The organism is Yoonia sp. (genome assembly GCF_017854415.1).
GTDB lineage: Bacteria > Pseudomonadota > Alphaproteobacteria > Rhodobacterales > Rhodobacteraceae > Yoonia.
This window is the reverse complement of sequence record NZ_JAFMHR010000018.1, coordinates 13413-30475: the sequence shown is the minus strand read 5'-3', so window position 1 is coordinate 30475 and position 17063 is coordinate 13413. Positions and strand designations below refer to the sequence as shown.

Annotated in this window: 15 protein-coding genes, 1 other RNA gene and 1 pseudogene; 9 read left to right on the top strand and 8 right to left on the bottom strand. The window is 54.6% G+C overall.

The genetic code is table 11. The annotated features are described in order from the left end of the window. The 8 genes and pseudogenes from ssrA to QZ197_RS03790 all read left to right on the top strand — a co-directional run. Nucleotides 1-296, top strand: a transfer-messenger RNA (tmRNA) gene (gene ssrA / locus QZ197_RS03825); the annotation flags it as partial. Nucleotides 297-390: 94 nt separating this feature from the next. After that, nucleotides 391-1047, top strand: a complete 657-nt coding sequence (locus QZ197_RS03820; protein WP_296430233.1) for a DUF1194 domain-containing protein — start codon at nt 391-393, stop codon at nt 1045-1047. A 111-nt stretch (nt 1048-1158) separates the two neighbouring features. Continuing rightward, nucleotides 1159-1957 (top strand): annotated as a pseudogene (locus QZ197_RS03815) (sulfurtransferase/chromate resistance protein). After that, nucleotides 1954-3207, top strand: coding sequence for a chromate efflux transporter (gene chrA / locus QZ197_RS03810; RefSeq protein WP_296430232.1), 1254 nt, complete (start codon nt 1954-1956; stop codon nt 3205-3207). The pseudogene QZ197_RS03815 and the gene chrA overlap by 4 nt, the downstream one beginning before the upstream one ends. A 66-nt stretch (nt 3208-3273) precedes the next feature. Then, entirely contained in the window at nt 3274-3750 is a 477-nt protein-coding gene (locus QZ197_RS03805; protein ID WP_296430229.1) for a ClpXP protease specificity-enhancing factor SspB, read from the top strand. A gap of 114 nt (nt 3751-3864) precedes the next feature. Beyond that, entirely contained in the window at nt 3865-5256 is a 1392-nt protein-coding gene (gene fumC / locus QZ197_RS03800; RefSeq protein WP_296430227.1) for a class II fumarate hydratase, read from the top strand. Next, nucleotides 5253-5429: a DUF4169 family protein gene (locus QZ197_RS03795; protein WP_296430226.1), complete on the top strand. Its 177-nt coding sequence runs from the start codon at nt 5253-5255 to the stop codon at nt 5427-5429. The genes fumC and QZ197_RS03795 overlap by 4 nt, the downstream gene beginning before the upstream one ends. Beyond that, on the top strand, nt 5429-5662 hold the full coding sequence (locus tag QZ197_RS03790; RefSeq protein WP_296430224.1) for a ribbon-helix-helix domain-containing protein: 234 nt from the start codon (nt 5429-5431) through the stop codon (nt 5660-5662). The genes QZ197_RS03795 and QZ197_RS03790 overlap by 1 nt, the downstream gene beginning before the upstream one ends. Here the strand turns inward: QZ197_RS03790 and QZ197_RS03785 are convergent. The 4 genes from QZ197_RS03785 to QZ197_RS03770 all read right to left on the bottom strand — a co-directional run bounded on the left by QZ197_RS03785 (nt 5647) and on the right by QZ197_RS03770 (nt 9566). Next, nucleotides 5647-5889 (bottom strand): hypothetical protein, encoded by a 243-nt coding sequence (locus QZ197_RS03785; protein ID WP_296430222.1) that lies wholly within the window; start codon nt 5887-5889, stop codon nt 5647-5649. The genes QZ197_RS03790 and QZ197_RS03785 overlap by 16 nt on opposite strands. 240 nt (nt 5890-6129) lie before the next feature. Beyond that, nucleotides 6130-7503 (bottom strand): cytochrome P450, encoded by a 1374-nt coding sequence (locus tag QZ197_RS03780; protein WP_296430220.1) that lies wholly within the window; start codon nt 7501-7503, stop codon nt 6130-6132. Next, on the bottom strand, nt 7500-8765 hold the full coding sequence (locus QZ197_RS03775; RefSeq protein ID WP_296430218.1) for a hypothetical protein: 1266 nt from the start codon (nt 8763-8765) through the stop codon (nt 7500-7502). Before QZ197_RS03775 ends, QZ197_RS03780 begins: the two co-directional genes overlap by 4 nt. A gap of 45 nt (nt 8766-8810) precedes the next feature. Further along, nucleotides 8811-9566 (bottom strand): cytochrome c biogenesis protein CcdA, encoded by a 756-nt coding sequence (locus QZ197_RS03770; protein ID WP_296430216.1) that lies wholly within the window; start codon nt 9564-9566, stop codon nt 8811-8813. 105 nt (nt 9567-9671) lie between these two features. On the opposite strand from QZ197_RS03770, the gene QZ197_RS03765 reads away from it, so the two are divergent. Further along, the gene (locus QZ197_RS03765; RefSeq protein ID WP_296430214.1) at nt 9672-9899 is read left to right on the top strand and encodes a sulfurtransferase TusA family protein; all 228 of its coding nucleotides are present in this window, start codon (nt 9672-9674) and stop codon (nt 9897-9899) included. Here the strand turns inward: QZ197_RS03765 and denD are convergent. The 4 genes from denD to QZ197_RS03745 form a co-directional block, all read right to left on the bottom strand. Next, nucleotides 9878-10843, bottom strand: a complete 966-nt coding sequence (gene denD, locus QZ197_RS03760; RefSeq protein ID WP_296430212.1) for a D-erythronate dehydrogenase — start codon at nt 10841-10843, stop codon at nt 9878-9880. The two genes, QZ197_RS03765 and denD, sit on opposite strands and share 22 nt — an antisense overlap. After that, entirely contained in the window at nt 10843-13536 is a 2694-nt protein-coding gene (locus tag QZ197_RS03755; protein ID WP_296430210.1) for a ribonuclease E/G, read from the bottom strand. Before QZ197_RS03755 ends, denD begins: the two co-directional genes overlap by 1 nt. A gap of 414 nt (nt 13537-13950) precedes the next feature. Then, the gene (locus QZ197_RS03750; RefSeq protein ID WP_296430208.1) at nt 13951-15282 is read right to left on the bottom strand and encodes a sigma-54 dependent transcriptional regulator; all 1332 of its coding nucleotides are present in this window, start codon (nt 15280-15282) and stop codon (nt 13951-13953) included. A gap of 10 nt (nt 15283-15292) precedes the next feature. Beyond that, nucleotides 15293-17035, bottom strand: a complete 1743-nt coding sequence (locus QZ197_RS03745; protein ID WP_296430206.1) for an ATP-binding protein — start codon at nt 17033-17035, stop codon at nt 15293-15295. Nucleotides 17036-17063: the final 28 nt, after the last annotated feature.

Here is a 17063-nt window from a genome sequence, read left to right as displayed (position 1 = left end):
ATGGACATAAACGCGCTCGTAATAAGCGGATCGGACCCGGGGGCGGTACCCGGCGTCTCCACCATCACGGCTCATTTGGCCAGCGAGGGGACGAAATAGGATCGACGAACGTCTAAAGGGGTAAGCTTTGTCTCGGTGAGTTACCACCGTTATCGGTACAAATTGTATAGTTGCAAATGACAACAATGCACCGATGGCAGTCGCAGCGTAAGCTGTGCCTAATATCGAACCTTAACTCCTTGGGTTTTGCGACCTAAGGCGGGGTCCGCAGGTACCTGGCAACAGAAACCTGCACCTAATCCCCCCACTCTTTGCACAGATAACAAGCAGTTCAAAACATGTACTGTGTTATGACTTGCAATGCGTCAAAGCTGTGCGCACGATAAGCCCATGACGTTTAATCGCTTTGTTTTTGCAGCATTTACAGCCTTTGCCCCGGTCATGGCACAGGCCTGTGATACAGCATTGATCCTCACGATTGATGTCTCGAACTCTGTTGACACCGCCGAGTACCGTTTGCAAACGGACGGTCTGGCCGACGCTTTGCAAGACCCCGAGATTATCGAAACGATGGTTGCAGGCGGCACTGCGATTGCCGTGGTACAATGGTCGGGCGCGGACAAACAAACCGTTTCAATCCCTTGGACACAGGTGCGCAGCGCACTGGATGTACAAAGCCTGTCCGGTCAAGCACGCCTGTTGGAACGTGCCTTTGTGCTGTCAGATACAGCACCCGCCGAGGCGATTTACTTTTCGTTAGAGTTATTCGACCAAGTCCCGCACTGTGCGCGAAAAGTGATTGATATATCTGGCGACGGCACCCCCAACGGCGGCACTGACGTGCGGGCTGCGCGAAATCTTGCGGAACGCAGTGGTGTGACGATCAACGCGATTGCTATTGAATCCATGGGCCTCGCCATCACAAATTTCTACCGCAGCGCCGTGATTACCCGCAACGGATTCGTGATGACCGCACGGACCCACCGCGAATACCCTGATACTTTGCGCGCAAAAATCTTGCGCGAGATTAGCCGCATCTTTGGCTAGGCTTGACCTACGACGTCGCTTCTCGCATTACTGAACCATGGGGTCCGCGAACACCCCGTGAGGCTTCGGCCAAAGCGTCGCATCCACTGACCACTTCAGAAAGGATGCACTATGGCTGCTTTCAACGAAATTTCACCTGCGAACCTCATGCGCTTGGTTGGAACCCCGCAATCTCCTGCAATCGTTGATGTTTGTATCGATGATGACTTTGCCGAAGACCCACATCTCATTCCCGGCGCGTTTCGCCACCCCTATGGCGACCTTGCGGGATTGACGGCACGGCTTGGCGATAAAGATACTGTCGTTGTTTGCCAGAAGGGACTGAAGCTTTCTCACGGTGTTGCCGCCCTATCTGCGCGCCCAAGGGACAAGCGCGCAGGTCGTGGCTGGCGGAAATGTCGCATGGCGTGATGCAGGACTACCGCGCGTGCCCGCCGCCAAAATCCCTGCTTCGCTTTGGGTCACGCGGCACCGTCCCAAAATTGACCGGATCGCCTGTCCTTGGTTGATCCGCCGATTTATCGACCCTACCGCGCAATTCCTGTTTGTCCCCCCCTCATCTGTTGCCGGTGTCGCGGAAAAGTTTGGGGCAACGCCTTTTGACACCGACATTGCACCGTGGACCCATGAGGGCGAAAAATGCACCTTTAATGTGATGATCGCAGCCTTCGGCCTGACCCACCCTGCCCTTGAAGCACTGGCATTGATCGTGCGTGGCGCGGATACAGACCAACATGACCTTGCCCCACAAGTCGCTGGCCTACTGGCGATATCGGTTGGCTTGTCGCGGATGTACCGTGACGACACGCAACAGCTTGAGGCGGGAATGATACTTTACGATGCTTTGTATCGCTGGGCGCGTGATGGCCAAGATGAAGGTCACAGCTGGCCAAACGGGGCGGCACAATGACGCGCGAATTGGTGCGCGTCTTTGGACGCATCGGGCTTTTGTCGTTTGGCGGACCCGCCGCCCAGATCGCTTTGATCCATGACGAACTGGTCGAAAAACGCAGTTGGTTGACCGAAGCACAATTCTTGCGGGCGCTCTCGTTTTGCATGCTTTTGCCCGGTCCTGAGGCCATGCAACTGGCCACATATGCCGGCTGGAAAAAGGGCGGCATCCTTGGCGGACTAATCGGTGGCGGACTGTTCATTTTGCCCGGGGCGCTGGTGATTACACTGCTTGCGTTGACTTACGGCGCCGATGGAAACCTACCTGTTGTTCAGGCGCTTTTTCTAGGCGTGAAAGCGACAGTGGTGATCATCGTGATTGCCGCGCTTTTGAAAATCGCCAAGCGCGCATTGACAAAGCCTTTGCATAAATGGCTTGCGGTTGCCGCCTTTGTTGCGCTGTTTTTCTTGGCGCTGCCCTTTCCATTGGTCGTTTTGGCCGCGGCACTGATTGGCGCAATGGGCCAGATCACAGACGAAGCAACCTTCCCGCTGCCATCAGGAAGCTTACGCAAAAGTGCCCTGATCCTGTGCATTGGCGGTATCCTTTGGGCCGCACCGATTGCAGCGATTGCGTTTTCCGACAACGCCTTTTTGATGGACGTCGCTTTGTTCTTTTCGACACTTGCTGTTGTCACTTTTGGCGGCGCCTACGCAGTACTGGCCTACATGACACAAGAGGTCGTAGTGACATTTGGCTGGCTAAGCACTGCGCAAATGATGGACGCATTGGGCTTGGCGGAAACGACGCCAGGACCGTTGATCTTGGTGACACAATTCGTGGGCATGATCGCTGGACTGGCGGAGGGCGGCATTGCAATGGCACTAGTTGCCGGCGCACTGACGCTTTGGGTGACCTTTGTTCCGTGTTTTATCTGGATTTTCGCGGGTGCACCGTTGATTGATTGGCTCGAAGGTCGGCCTCGTTTGCGCGGCGCATTGACCGCAATTACGGCGGCTGTTGTGGGCGTTATCGCCAACCTGTCACTTTGGTTTGCCCTGCACGTGTTCTTTGGCGCCGTCGATCCCATCAATTGGGGACCGGTCCAAAGCGTCGTTCCGCAGCTATCAACACTGCAACCACTTGCAGCCCTACTCGCGTTGATTGCAGCCATAATGCTTTTGTGGCGGCAGTGGTCGCTGACAATGGTGTTGCCTGTTTGCGCGGCACTTAGTCTTCTTTTCAGCGGTATGGCTGGATTGATCTAAGCCTGCCCCTTTTCACTAGCCCCGAATCCCGTATGCTATCTCCAGACGCTAAGGAGAGTTGCACCCGTGAATACGACCATCGACTACGGCAACCTGATGCACCGCGCTATGCGCGGACTGATCCAACAGGTCCTTAACGGGATTAAAAAAGACGGCCTACCGGGACAGCATCATTTCTTTATCACCTTTGATACCATGCATCCTGATGTCGAAATCGCCGATTGGCTGTCAGACCGCTATCCGGGTGAAATGACGGTCGTGATCCAGCATTGGTTCGCCGATCTGGATGTCACGAATGATGGCTTCACGATCACGCTGAACTTTGGTGACAATCCCGAAACCCTTTATATTCCCTACGATGCGATCAAGACATTCGTCGATCCGTCGGTTGAATTTGGCCTGCGCTTTGAAAGTCAGGACGAAGAGGCCGGCAGCACGGCCCTCGAAGTCGAGGAAGCCCCGATGGATGAAATGGTCGAGGACGAAAAAGACGGGATGCCGCATGAGGCCGAAGTCGTCAGCTTGGACAAGTTCCGCAAATAAAGCAGCCCATAGAATGTAATTGCGACAACGCGCCTGACGGCAGCCCAATGCGATATTGCGGTTCATCCCCCTGCTACCTATAGATCAATCGACATTTTGATGAAGGGCAAGACCATGACCGAGACACGTACAGAAACCGACAGCTTTGGCCCACTAGAGGTCCAAGCAGACCGTTATTGGGGCGCGCAAACGCAGCGCTCGATCATGAACTTCCCGATCGGTTGGGAAAAGCAACCTGTTGCAATCGTGCGCGGCCTAGGTGTGATCAAACAAGCCTGTGCAATTGCCAACAAAGACCGCGGCAAACTGGACGCAAAGCTGGCAGACGCTATCATCTCCGCCGCTGCAGAGGTTGTTGCGGGCAAGCTGGACGATCATTTTCCACTGGTGGTGTGGCAAACAGGGTCAGGCACACAGTCGAATATGAACGCCAACGAAGTCATCTCGAACCGCGCGATCGAAATGCTGGGTGGTGTGATCGGTTCCAAAGACCCCGTGCACCCGAACGATCACTGCAATATGGGGCAGTCTTCAAATGATACGTTCCCGACCGCGATGCATATCGCTGTGGCCATGACCGCCCATGATGTTCTTTTACCCGGTTTGGCAAAACTGCATGCAGCACTTGAGCAAAAGCAGCAAGAATTCAACGATATCATCAAGATCGGCCGCACGCACACGATGGACGCGACACCGCTAACATTGGGTCAAGAATTTTCTGGATACACGCATCAGGTTGCCATGGGCATCCGCCGCATCAAAGCAGCCCTGCCCGCAATTTACGAGCTTGCCCAAGGCGGTACCGCCGTTGGTACAGGTCTAAACACACCAAAAGGATGGGGCGAGACCGTCGCCGCCCATATGGCCGAAATCACCGGCCTGCCGTTTGTCACCGCGCCAAACAAATTCGAAGCACTGGCAGCACACGATGCGTTGGTTGAAATGTCTGGCGCACTAAAAACCGTAGCCTCTAGCCTTTATAAAATCGCGTCTGATATCCGGATGCTGGGGTCTGGTCCGCGCTGCGGTCTGGGCGAATTGATGCTGCCAGAAAACGAGCCCGGCTCATCTATTATGCCCGGCAAAGTGAACCCAACACAGGTCGAAGCGATGACGCAAGTTTGTGCGCACGTCATGGGCAATGATGCCGCTGTTGGTTTTGCGGGCTCACAAGGGCATTTCGAGCTGAACGTGATGAAACCAATGATGGCCTATAACGTGTTGCAATCTATGCAGCTTTTGGGTGACGTATCTGTGACGTTTACGGATAACTGCGTTGCGGGCATTCAGGCGGATCGTACACGGATCGAAAAACTGATGCGTGAATCGCTGATGCTTGTCACGGCGCTTGCCCCTACGATTGGCTATGACAACGCGACGACTGTCGCCAAGACTGCACATAAGAATGGAACGACCCTCAAAGAAGAGGCAATCAAGCTAGGCTTTGTGGATGCGGCCACCTTTGACGATGTTGTTCGGCCCGAGGATATGATTGGCCCCAAATGAAGCCAGTGAACTTGAACAAGGCGCGCAAATCCAAGACGCGCGCCGAAGCAAAGGCCAAAGCTGACGTGAATGCCGTCCGCTTTGGTCGCACCAAGGCACAAAAGGTTCTCGAGGCAACGCAAGCCGAACAGGCCAATCACCGTCTGTCACAGTTGAAATTCGAGGATGATTGATGGCACACGCGCGGCCAGTGAAAAGATCGCTCACGTTGCGTGGGCACCGCACAAGCGTTTCACTCGAGGATATTTTTTGGGATGCGTTTCGGCGCTATGCCGATGCGCAAGGGCGTACAATTAACGGCCTTGCTGCAGAAATTGACGCCGCACGCGGTGACATAGGTCTTGCCTCCGCGATACGCATTTATGTGTTAGAGCGTGCCTTGGCCCGCAATCACTTGCGCGAATAAAGAGCGCCACGCAGCGTCGAAATCTCGTTGCGATCGTGAATTTCGCTAAGTTGTAGCGCGCCTGGCTTTGGATCTGGGCGCGAAGCAGATGACTTGTCGAACAATCGAGCGACTTGTGCGGCATCGAGTTGGTTCTTGGCTGTTGGTTGAACTGTTTTTTGTTCTTTTTTGCGTCCAAAAAGCCCTGCAAGTCCGCGACGTTTGGATCCTGATACTGATGTTGTCATAATAAACTCAAATCATTAAAAATAAGGAGATACTCGCCTGTTCTTTCTTTATGCCACATCCGCAGGCCACACGTAAATCACAAAATAGGCACAATTCCGCCACTTTTCAGCTAACGCCCTTTATTTGTTGCAAATTATTTTGGTGCTATTTGATCGGTTCAAATCTGACTTACGATCGCTATATCCAGTTTGCACACACTGGCAACAAAGACGAATTATTGTTTCTCAAATGGAAACCAACTACGAGTCGCGCTTGGTGATACGCAACCAAATTCCATCCCGTGCACGTACGGTCAAATGGGCCACTGGGACAGGAACATGCGCATCAGATATTGCGAACTTATAAGCCCGCAACAGCCGCGCCAGCAGCACAACGCCTTCAATCAATGCAAAACCGGCACCTGTGCAAATACGCGGACCTGCAGAAAACGGCATGTAAGCGTCCCGCAAGCCTGCCTTGCCGTTCTCGGTGTCAAAGCGTGCTGGATCAAATGCGTCAGGTTCATCCCAAAGCCGCGTGTGACGATGCAAGTGCCAAGGCGATAGCACCACTTGCGCGCCTATTTTGACGGCCCGTCCCCGAAAGACCTCGGGCTTTGACGTCTCGCGGACAATCATTGGCACAGGCGGATACAGCCGCAGCGTTTCGCGAAACACATCACGCGTGTCTTTCAACCCTGACAATCCCGCAAATGCGCCGTCATAGCCCTGCCCCTCGGCCGCGATCCGGTCCTGCCACGCAGGGTTTTGTGCCAACAGATAAAGCCCCCATGCCAAGGCTGACGCGCTGGTTTCATGCCCGGCCAAAAAGAAGATCGCGACCTGATCGACCATTTCATCAAGGCTCAGGGTTTCGCCTGTCCCAGGGTCTTTGGTCGTCAGGATTTTGGTCGCCAGATCATCAGGCGCATTTCCGGCTGCGATCATTGCGAGGCGGTCTTTGGTAAGTTTTGTGATTAACCGCCGGATCGTCGCGGCCGTCTGGCGAGTTTCAGAGCGGAAAAAACGTGGCATCCATGCAGGTCCATGCACAAACGCGGCCAAGTTCAGGATCGGTTGCGTGCGCTGATACGCGCGAAAGGCATGGAACACCTCTTGGGCGGTTTCATCCTGTATTTCGATGGAAAACAATGTGCGGAAAATCACATCGGCCGCGATATGACTGGTGATTGCCTCAATCTCTTGCGGGGTACCATCTGCCATGGCTTCTAAGCGCGCCACACCCGCATCTGCTGCTGCTAAAATCCCCGGAAAAGTATCCCGCAGGCGCCCACCTTCAAATGCGGGATCAATAATCCGGCGCTGACGTTTCCAGACCTCGCCGTTGGTCAGAAAAACACTGTTCCCCAACAAAGGGCGCAGGCCCGCGCCAATGCGGTCCGATTTAGGAAAGGCATCGGGGTCTTCACTCAGGACCTGTTTGATCAACTTGGGATCATTTATCAGGTAGCTGCGAAAGAACGGTGTGCGAAATTCCGCCATCCATGCGCGATACAGTTTCGCTGGTTGTGCCGATAAAATATCTTTTCGAAACAACCGCATATAGCGCCAAAGCGAGACCTTATCAGGCCGCGCTGCAGGTTTTGGTGGGAGTGGCGCTGGGGCGTCTATCATGGATTCATCGACGTGTATTTGGACACTGGCACATCAATCCGGGATTTTGACGGCTTGCGCCCCATATAGCGGTCCCGCAGCAGGACTGGGCCCGCTGTGATCTGAAAATAGTCATAGTCCTTGGGCTGATCGAAGGCACAGAGGTATTGAAAATGTAGCCGGAAAAACCGCCAGCGCAGTGCTTTCCAGCGCGCAGGCGTGAGGCTTTGGGTGAATGCCGCAGAGATCACAAGCGGCCATTGCTTATCATCAGGTGCGACACCAGACACGGCCACCGGGTCACATAATGCAAAACAACACCCGTCACCCGGTGCGGTCACATCCACCCAAGTTACATCAGAAGTCCTGGATAGGAATGCCAAGTCACGCCGCAGCCTATCGGCCTTTGGCAAGAATGAAACCATCGGCACGACCTGACCTAGCGACAGAAACCCGAGCTTTGGCCCGTCGTTTGGAACTCTCTCGTCGCGGATCAGATCGGCAAGGATCGAGACAGCTAAATGCGCCCCTGACGAATGCCCGACGACCAATACTTCTTGAACATCTTCGGCCAACGCCTCTACGATCAAGTCGCCAAATTCGGCCATGCGCGCCTCAAGTGCGGGTGGGACTGCGCCCTTGTAATGCGCCGAGAATGCGTAGTCATGCATCAGGTAATACGCGAATAGCTTGTTATCTATGGATTTGAACCACCGCAAAATGGTGACGGTTATGACTGCGAGTAGCGCCCATTCGATTGCCCAAATGCCCCAATCTGCAACCGCGAAAACCAGACTGTCCTCAGTTCCTATGAAGCGGTGTAATATGCGCCCGATATGTCCGCCAATAAAAGAGCCAGCAAACAAGGCAAAAACCAACTGCACCAAAAGCATCAACACCGGACAGAGAGCCGCAATCACCGGCCCTTTGCGCATCCACATCAGGCGTCGCAACGTACCGGTCGCAATGTAAATCCAAGCGGTTTGAAGCAGTTGCAGGTACGTCGCGGGGATCGTCTGCGCCATGCTGCTGCGCACAATATCGGACCAGACCAAGACATCGACTTGCGCGGATACATCTTGATCATCAATGCGGGCACTCACGTTCCAACGAAACGTGTCACGCGACGGTGCCGCCTGCAGGCCAATCTGATATCCGCTGATCTGCGCCTGTGCAGCGCCTTCTTTGCGGTACAGCTCGCGGTAGCGGCGCGGATGGATGGGATCATAGCCGGGAATATGAAAGACCCGTCTGTTCTTGACTCGCGTTAAATCTGCGCTCATCCCTGCCTCTTTCGCGTCTGTTGCGCGACGTTAGTGGATAAGTGTTTAGCCGACCAGCGCCAGCGCAGGAAAACGTTCCAACAACCAATAGCTGAACGCCGCGAATTGTCCGGTCAGCATCATGAGGCCAACGGTCCACAATAGCAGGCCAGAGGTGCGTTCAATCCGGTCCATGTTCCGCTTCATCCATCCCATCACACCTTTGAGGCGTGGAAAGAACGCAGCAACCAACAGAAACGGTATACCAAGGCCCAAGGCATAGAATGCAAGCAGCACTGTGCCGCGGGCCACATCGGCCTCTGATGCGGCAAGGCTAAGGATCGCGCCTAAGATTGGGCCAAGGCAAGGCGTCCAGCCGAACGCAAATGCAAGGCCTAGCAGGTAAGCGCCAAAGGCTGAGCCACCTTTGTCGCCCGCATCCACGCGCAATTCCCGGTCCAGAAAACCAATACGAAACACGCCAACAAAATGCGCGCCAAGGATCATCACCATCGCACCAGCAACAATGATGAAATACTCTTGGACCTGCAGCATCATCCGGCCCATCGTCGAAAAGGCGAGACCAAGCAGCAAGAATACCGTTGAAAGACCCATCACGAAAAACACAGCCGACACAAAAACGCGGCGTCGCGCTTTGCCTTCTGCTTCCATTTCACTGACCGACACACCGCCCATGTAAGCCAAGTATGGCGGCACGACGGGCAAAACACAGGGGCTGAGGAATGACAAAATACCGGCAAGCATCGCGATCACCATCGCGGGCAGCAAAGCAGCATCAAAGATCAGCGCAGTATCAAGCATGGGTCTTCCCTTCGCGTCCTACCTAAGCCAGCTATACCAATAGGTCACGGCCCAAACGGTCACAAGTTGGTGGACAAAGTGAAACATCAGACCTAGTTCAATTACATGGAATTTAATGCTGATCTTGATGCAAAGGGGCTGCTGTGCCCTCTGCCAGTTTTGAAAGCGCGAAAGCGGTTGCAAGCGCTTGAGACAGGTCAGGTCTTGCGTGTTGTAGCAGACGACCCCGCCGCGATCATTGACGTCCCTCATTTTTGCAATGAAGCAGGCCACACGCTGGTCGACACCCAAGATTTGGGGGCCGCACAGGTCTATTTCATACGCAAAGCTTGATCTAGGATTGCGTCGAAACTTGCGTCACCCGTAAATCCCAGTTTTTCTGCCAGCGTTGTGTCAAAAAGCGTGGGCCACGTGCCAACGATCGCTTTGATCTTTGCGTCGGGTGTCATTTCTATTAAATCAGCAGCGTCACTAGAATATGCACGCAAAGCTTCGATCATATCCGCAATGCGGACTTGCAGGCCCGGCACATTGACCGCGCCATAAGATGGCCAATTCGTAATCGGCACCGATGGCGCATGCCACAGGGCATTGACTGCCGCCTCAGGTGACGTGACCCACATCGCCATTTCCGGATCAACCGGACAAATCGCCGGCAAGCCCGCAAGCGGTTCACGCATGATCGACGACGCAAATGATGACGCCGCCGCATTCGGCTTGCCTGGTCGCACAGTGACAGTTGGCAAACGCAAAGTGCGCGCATCAGCCCACCCGCGTCTGCGGTAATCAGCCATGACCAATTCCGCCATAGCCTTGGTCACGCCGTAAGTATTTTGCGGCTGGATTTGGGTCGCTTCTGTCAAAGGTTCTGTGGGGTTACCGCCATAGACCGCCAATGAAGACGTGCCAATCACCGACACGCCCGGTGCGGTATCCTTTGCGGCTTCTAGTACAGCCGTTGTGCCACCTAGATTGACCCGCATCCCCAGTTCATAATCAGCCTCTGCCTGCCCGCTGACAACTGCGGCAAGGTGATAAACCAAAACAACATCATCAGGCATCTGCGCACGCACAGCACTAGCATCGGCGATATCAATCGCCGTAAAGCGTGTGTTTTCGATCACGGGAACAAAAGAACCAGCGCGGTCCCATAAATGCAGTTTAGGATTGGAAAGACGCTGCCCACTGGGCAGCGTCACACCGTTTTCACGGATCTTTTTCGCAAGTGCCGCGCCAAGAAAGCCGCAGCCCCCCGTGATGACGACACTTCCCGCCATTAGCGACCGAGAGACCACCAGCCCTTGCGCTTGGGCTTGTCGGATTCAGGTTCTGCTTCTGCCTCGGGCGTTGGAGCCGGAGCCGGTTTAGGTTCAGGTTCACGTGCCGGAGCTGGTTCCGCAGCTGCAGGCTCTGCAGTAACAGGCGCAGGTTCAGGTGCTACTTCAGCGGCAGGTGCGGCTTCGGTCTTTGGCTTGGCACGGCTTTTGCGCTTTGGCTTGGGCTTTTCTTCGGCCACTGGTACCTCGACGGCTTCGGTTGCTGTCGCATCGGTCGGTCCCGCGTCTTCTGCTGCAGGCTCTGCCTTCTTGCGGCGAACACGCTTTTTAGGCGCAGGTTTTTCCTCTGCCTCTGGCGTTTCGACAGGAGCGGCCTCAGCTTCGGCTACAGGTGCTGCCTCTGCGTCAGGCGCAGGATCGGCCTTGCGGCGGCGGTTGCGTGTGCGCTTAGGCTTTTCTTCGGCAGCAGGTGCTTCAGCATCCGAAACGGCGGCTACTTCTGGCGCGGCGTCTGTATTTTCTGCGGCACCTTCTTCAGCTTCGCCATTCTCGGATTGTTGACCGTCGCCATCGCGATTTGCACCACCCCGACGACGACGACGCCGACGACGCTTGCGCTTTGGCCGATCTTCATCATCAGCAGCGGCGTTTTCTGGGGCTTCAGCGGTCGTAACCGAGGCTTCTTCGACCTCGTCATCACTATCGATAATGACGCCAGTGTTATCGTCGACATCATCGTCCATCATAACGACAGAAGCCACAACAGGTGCCGCATCGGGGACGACCCGCGTCGCAGTCTTGAACTTTTCAATCGCATAATCGGGCGACACAAGCGTTGGATCACATTCGATCCGCACGGACATGCCATAACGCGCTTCGATATCTGCGATATGTTCACGTTTACTGTTCATCAATGCATTCGCAATCGAAATCGGCGCTTTGATCAGCACCTCTTTCGAGCGGCCGCGCACGCCTTCTTCTTCCAGAGCACGCAAAATCGACAAAGTCACGTTGTCATCCGACCGCAACAAACCAGTGCCGTGACAATGCGAACACATCTGTGTCGTCGCCTCGAGCATGCCCGGGCGCAGACGCTGACGCGACATCTCCATCAAGCCAAAGCCAGAAATCCGGCCGACCTGAATTCGCGCGCGATCCGTCCTAAGCTTGTCTTTGAAACGCTTTTCAACCGACGCATTGTTGCGACGCTCGTCCATGTCGATAAAGTCGATCACGATCAGGCCAGCAAGATCACGCAAGCGCAACTGACGGGCCACTTCGTCTGCCGCCTCAAGGTTGGTTTTCAACGCTGTCTGCTCGATCGAGCTTTCCTTGGTCGCACGACCAGAGTTGACGTCAATCGCAACCAGCGCTTCGGTAATGCCAATCACAAGATAGCCACCAGAAGGCAACTGCACCGTCGGGTTGAACATGCCGTTCAAATACCCTTCGACTTGATAACGGGCATAAAGCGGCATCTGCTCTGTATAGTATTTCACGTTCTTGGCGTGCGACGGCATGATCATCTTCATGAAGTCCTTGGCCGTGCGGTAGCCCGCCTCGCCAGCAACAATCACCTCGTCGATCTCTTTGGAGTAAAGATCGCGGATCGACCGTTTGATCAGATCGCCTTCTTCGTAAATTTTAGCAGGCGCCGATGATTTCAGCGTCAACTCGCGGATTTGCTCCCACATCCGTTGCAGGTACTCATAGTCGCGCTTGATCTCTGCTTTAGTGCGCTGCGATCCGGCTGTGCGGATAATCAGACCTGCACCCTCTGGCACGGTCATTGAGCTTGCAATTTCTTTAAGCTTTTTGCGGTCTGGGGCATTGGTGATCTTGCGGCTAATGCCACCACCACGGGCCGTATTTGGCATCAAAACACAGTAACGGCCAGCAAGCGACAGATATGTGGTAAGGGCTGCACCCTTGTTGCCGCGTTCTTCTTTTACGACCTGAATCAGAAGGATTTGGCGCACCTTGACGACTTCTTGGATTTTGTACCGCTTGGGGCGCGGTTTGCGCACAGGGCGCACATCGTCTGTGTCATCTTCATCTGCGACACTTTCGATGCTGTCATCTTTGCTGCGCGGATCGGCCATTTGGGCGTCATCGTCGGTTTCGTCATCAGATGTGTCATCATCACCAGCAGCAGGCGTTTCGACTGGCGTCTCGGCGACCAGCTCCATCGGCGAACTGCCTTCGATGCTGTCGTCAAGATCAATCATTTCCATGCCAGCGATATCGCCAGAGGTTTCTTCCTCTGACGTTTCAACGTCGCCAGTAACGACCGCATCATCAGTTGTTACATCAGCGGCTTTGGCGCGGCTACGGCGGCGGCGCTTTGGCGCAGGCTTTTCGTCCTTCTCGGCCTCGGCGTCTGCCTCGGCTTTCATCGCATCGGCATAGGCCTTTTCTTCAGCGATCAGGGCTTCGCGATCCGCGATTGGAATTTGATAGTAATCAGGGTGAATTTCCGAGAACGCGAGGAAACCATGACGATTGCCGCCATAGTCTACAAATGCGGCCTGCAGTGATGGTTCGACCCGTGTTACTTTTGCGAGGTAGATGTTTCCAGCTACTTGGCGTTTGAATTGGCTTTCAAAATCAAACTCTTCGACTTTGTTCCCGTCGACCACAACAACGCGCGTTTCTTCCGCGTGCGTGGCATCGATTAACATTTTCTTTGGCATTTTTTCCGTTCGCACATAACCGCGGTGGCGCCCCGGGGGGCGCTGTTGTCCGTGTTATATGTCTAATTAAGGCGATTTGTGCGCGGGCAGTTCCAGCACCCCTTAGGGTGGCTGTGCTTTGCCTCATGTTTTGCGCGCGTTTCATCGCGTTGCTTCTCCGACACCGGGAAAACCAGTGCCCATTCATGGCCCGGTCGGCGTTCTATCGCGCGACCAAGGGCGTTCTTCTAATCCCGAAGGATCAAATCAGCTGTCTTTCCCATGATATCAGATCAAAGGTAAGACAGAGAATCTCTAACGACTGTCACCGCGCAACCGAAGCACGAGCAATCGTATCCCATACATAAGGGTGAAAGGGGCTCTTGCACAAGTGGTTGCAAACAAAGCGCCTCTTTTTGCACCACATTAGCAGGACTACAGATAGTCCGACCGTTGCAAACCGTATTTTGCCATCTTTTCATTGAGGGTCCGGCGCGGCAAGCAAAGCTCATCCATCACCGACACGATAGACCCCTTGTGGCGGCGCATTGTGTTGTCGATCAGCATTCTCTCGAAGGCCTCTACAAACTCCTTCAAGGGCTTACCTTCAGTGGTCATGGCAGGCTTAAGCTCTTCGGTGTCCGCCATCAACAGCGACGCAATCGATCCCGTTCCCCGCCTATTTTGCAGCACCGCCCGTTCAGCAACATTGATCAATTGACGCACGTTGCCTGGCCAAGGTGCTTGCAACAACTGTGCAGCTTCTTGCGCGCTAATATGGGGCGCATCACACCCGTATTCATCGGCGAATTGTTCACCCAAACGTGTAAACAGCGCAAGGATATCCTCGCCGCGCTGACGCAATGGCGGCACGTTGATCCGCAAAGCTGCCAAACGGTAGAAAAGATCAGGGCGCAGCACGCTTTCACAGGTTTTATCTTGTTCCTGCAGATTACAAATTGCCACGATGCGCGTCTCGGCCGGGATGCATTGGTCATTGATGGCTGTCAGCAAACGCGCTTGCATTGCATGGCTTAGCGCTTCGATATCTTCAAGCACCAGTGTGCCGCCCCGGGCCTCTACAATGGCGGGTGTCGGCTCGTCATCGCGGGCGGGGCCAAACACCATCCGGCCCAGTGTTTCTTCGTCAAACGCTGAACAACTGAGCAATACGAATTTCTTGTTCGCCCGCGCACCAACGGCATGAAGAGCGTGGGCAACAAGCGTTTTACCGGTCCCTGTTTCCCCTTCAATCAGGACGTGGCCATCCGCCTGCCCCAGATCAAGAATGTCCTCTTTCAGACGCTCCATCGGCGCTGACTTGCCAATCAGCTTTTTGATCAATGCGCTACCGTCAGACAACTCTTTGCGCAGTGCGCGGTTATCAAGGGTCAACCGGCGCGCTTGTGTGGCCCTTTTGGCCAATTCGGTCATGCGGTCCGGATTGAACGGTTTTTCCAGGAAATCAAATGCGCCAACGCGCATCGCTTCAACCGCCATGGGCACGTCGCCGTGGCCTGTGATCATGATCACAGGCAATCCGTTGTCCACGCCTTTGAGTTTTTTCAAAAACTGCATGCCATCCATGCCCGGCATTTTGACGTCACTCACGACAATCCCCGGATAATCATTGCCGACACCCTTCAGCGCGTCCTCTGCCGACGCAAAGGTTTCCGTGTCGAAGCCTGACAATGCCAACCATTGCGAGATCGACTGCCGCATATCTTTCTCATCATCGACAATCGCAATTTTCATAGCTTTGGTCATGGTCTTTTCCTTACTCTGCCGCGGCAGCATCCTGCCTGATAGCTGGCAGTTGCACCTCGAATATAGCCCCGCCATCAACCGCGTTTCGCGCGGTGAGACGCCCGCCCAAATCGTTGACGATGCCAGACGAGATAGCAAGACCCAGACCGACCCCATCACCAGGTTGTTTTGTCGTGTAAAACGGCTCGAATAACTCGTCCAGATTGACGATCCCGTCGCCATTGTCACGAATTTGGATGCTGATGACATCGCCAGCTACCAGCAGGATTTCGATGGTTGGATTTGTCGCATTCTTGGTTGCATCCAGCGCATTGCGCAGCAGGTTAATAATGACCTGCTCAAGGCGGAGCCGATCCCCTAAAACCATCACCGGTTCATTGGGCAATGTGCGAATGATGTTGACCGAACGTGTCTTGAGCTGCGGCTCCATCAAAGCCAAGGCAGTTGATACCGCAGCCCTTGTATCTATTGGCTCAAACGCCTCTGCTCCCTTGCGTGCGTAGGACTTGAGTTGACGCGTCAGCGCGCCCATTCTTTCCAGCAAATCATCAATCCGCTGGAACGAAGACAACGCCTCTTCGGGGCGTTCGCGCTGCAGCAATAAACGTGCACCAGCAAGGTAGGTTTTCATCGCCGCCAAGGGCTGGTTCAACTCGTGACTGACGGCTGCTGACATCTCGCCTAAAGCGGCAAGCTTTGAGGATTGTGCAATGGTCTGTTCAGCGACTTCGAGGGTCTTTTCGACCTTTTCGCGTTCGGCGATTTCCCGCTGCAAGCGCCGATTGAGTGCGCGCAACTCTGCTGACTCGCGTTGAAAGAAGATCAGCCGCGATGCGGTTTTGCGAGACATCGACCAAAAGATCAGGGTCAGCAGAATTGCGAATCCCATCGCTTGCAACGCAAGGATGCCATTCACCCGTTCGCGTACTGATGCATAGGTCGTAAAGCTGACCATCTGCCAGCCTTGATGCGGCACTTGCATAGCGCGCCTCAAGACCGCCTCGCCGCGCAAATATGCATCAACGGGCAGTGCTGCCCACCCTTGGGTGAATCGGATCGCACGCTCAATTGCGGAAGGCGCGGACTGGCGCGCCAAAGCTTCTTGTTCGTTCAAGCCCCGCCAGAGCGGCTCTGTTGCCATCACGATTAGGCCTTCGCGATCAGTGACCAAAACGGCATCCGACACCCCGACCCAGCCGGCTTCGATACGCGGTGCATCGACCTTGACCATGATCACGCCGCGCAACTGTCCAGCCACTTGAACACGCCGCGAATAGACAAAATCAAACCCGCCCTCCGCGTTTTCATAGGTCGTATAGATTGTCTGATTCAATCGGAGCGCATCTGTAAAATAGGGCGTTGAGCGGTGATTTTGCCCGATCATGTCGCGATCAGTGGCCGCAACAGCGCGCCCGTCGCGGTCGAGCAGCATCAGCGAGGCCGCGCCGATTTCATCAACAAAGGACAACAAACGCGCGGTTGATCCGGAATAGTCCTTATCTTCCAAGGCCTTGATCAGCTCTGGATCGCGAGCCAACAACTGCGGAACAACAGAATTCCGCTGTAACTCCGACATCAAGTTCGTCACGTAAAGCGCAAGACGCACCTCCGATCGGCTACTGATTGTCTCTGTAAAACGTTGGGTCAGGTATTGGTTGGACACGAAAATAGTAATCACACCAAAGGCGCAAATCACCATAACTGCAAGGCGCATATACCAGCGCCCGCGCATCGATTTACCAGACGTAAACATGACGGCAGTCTATTGGGCAACATGCCTT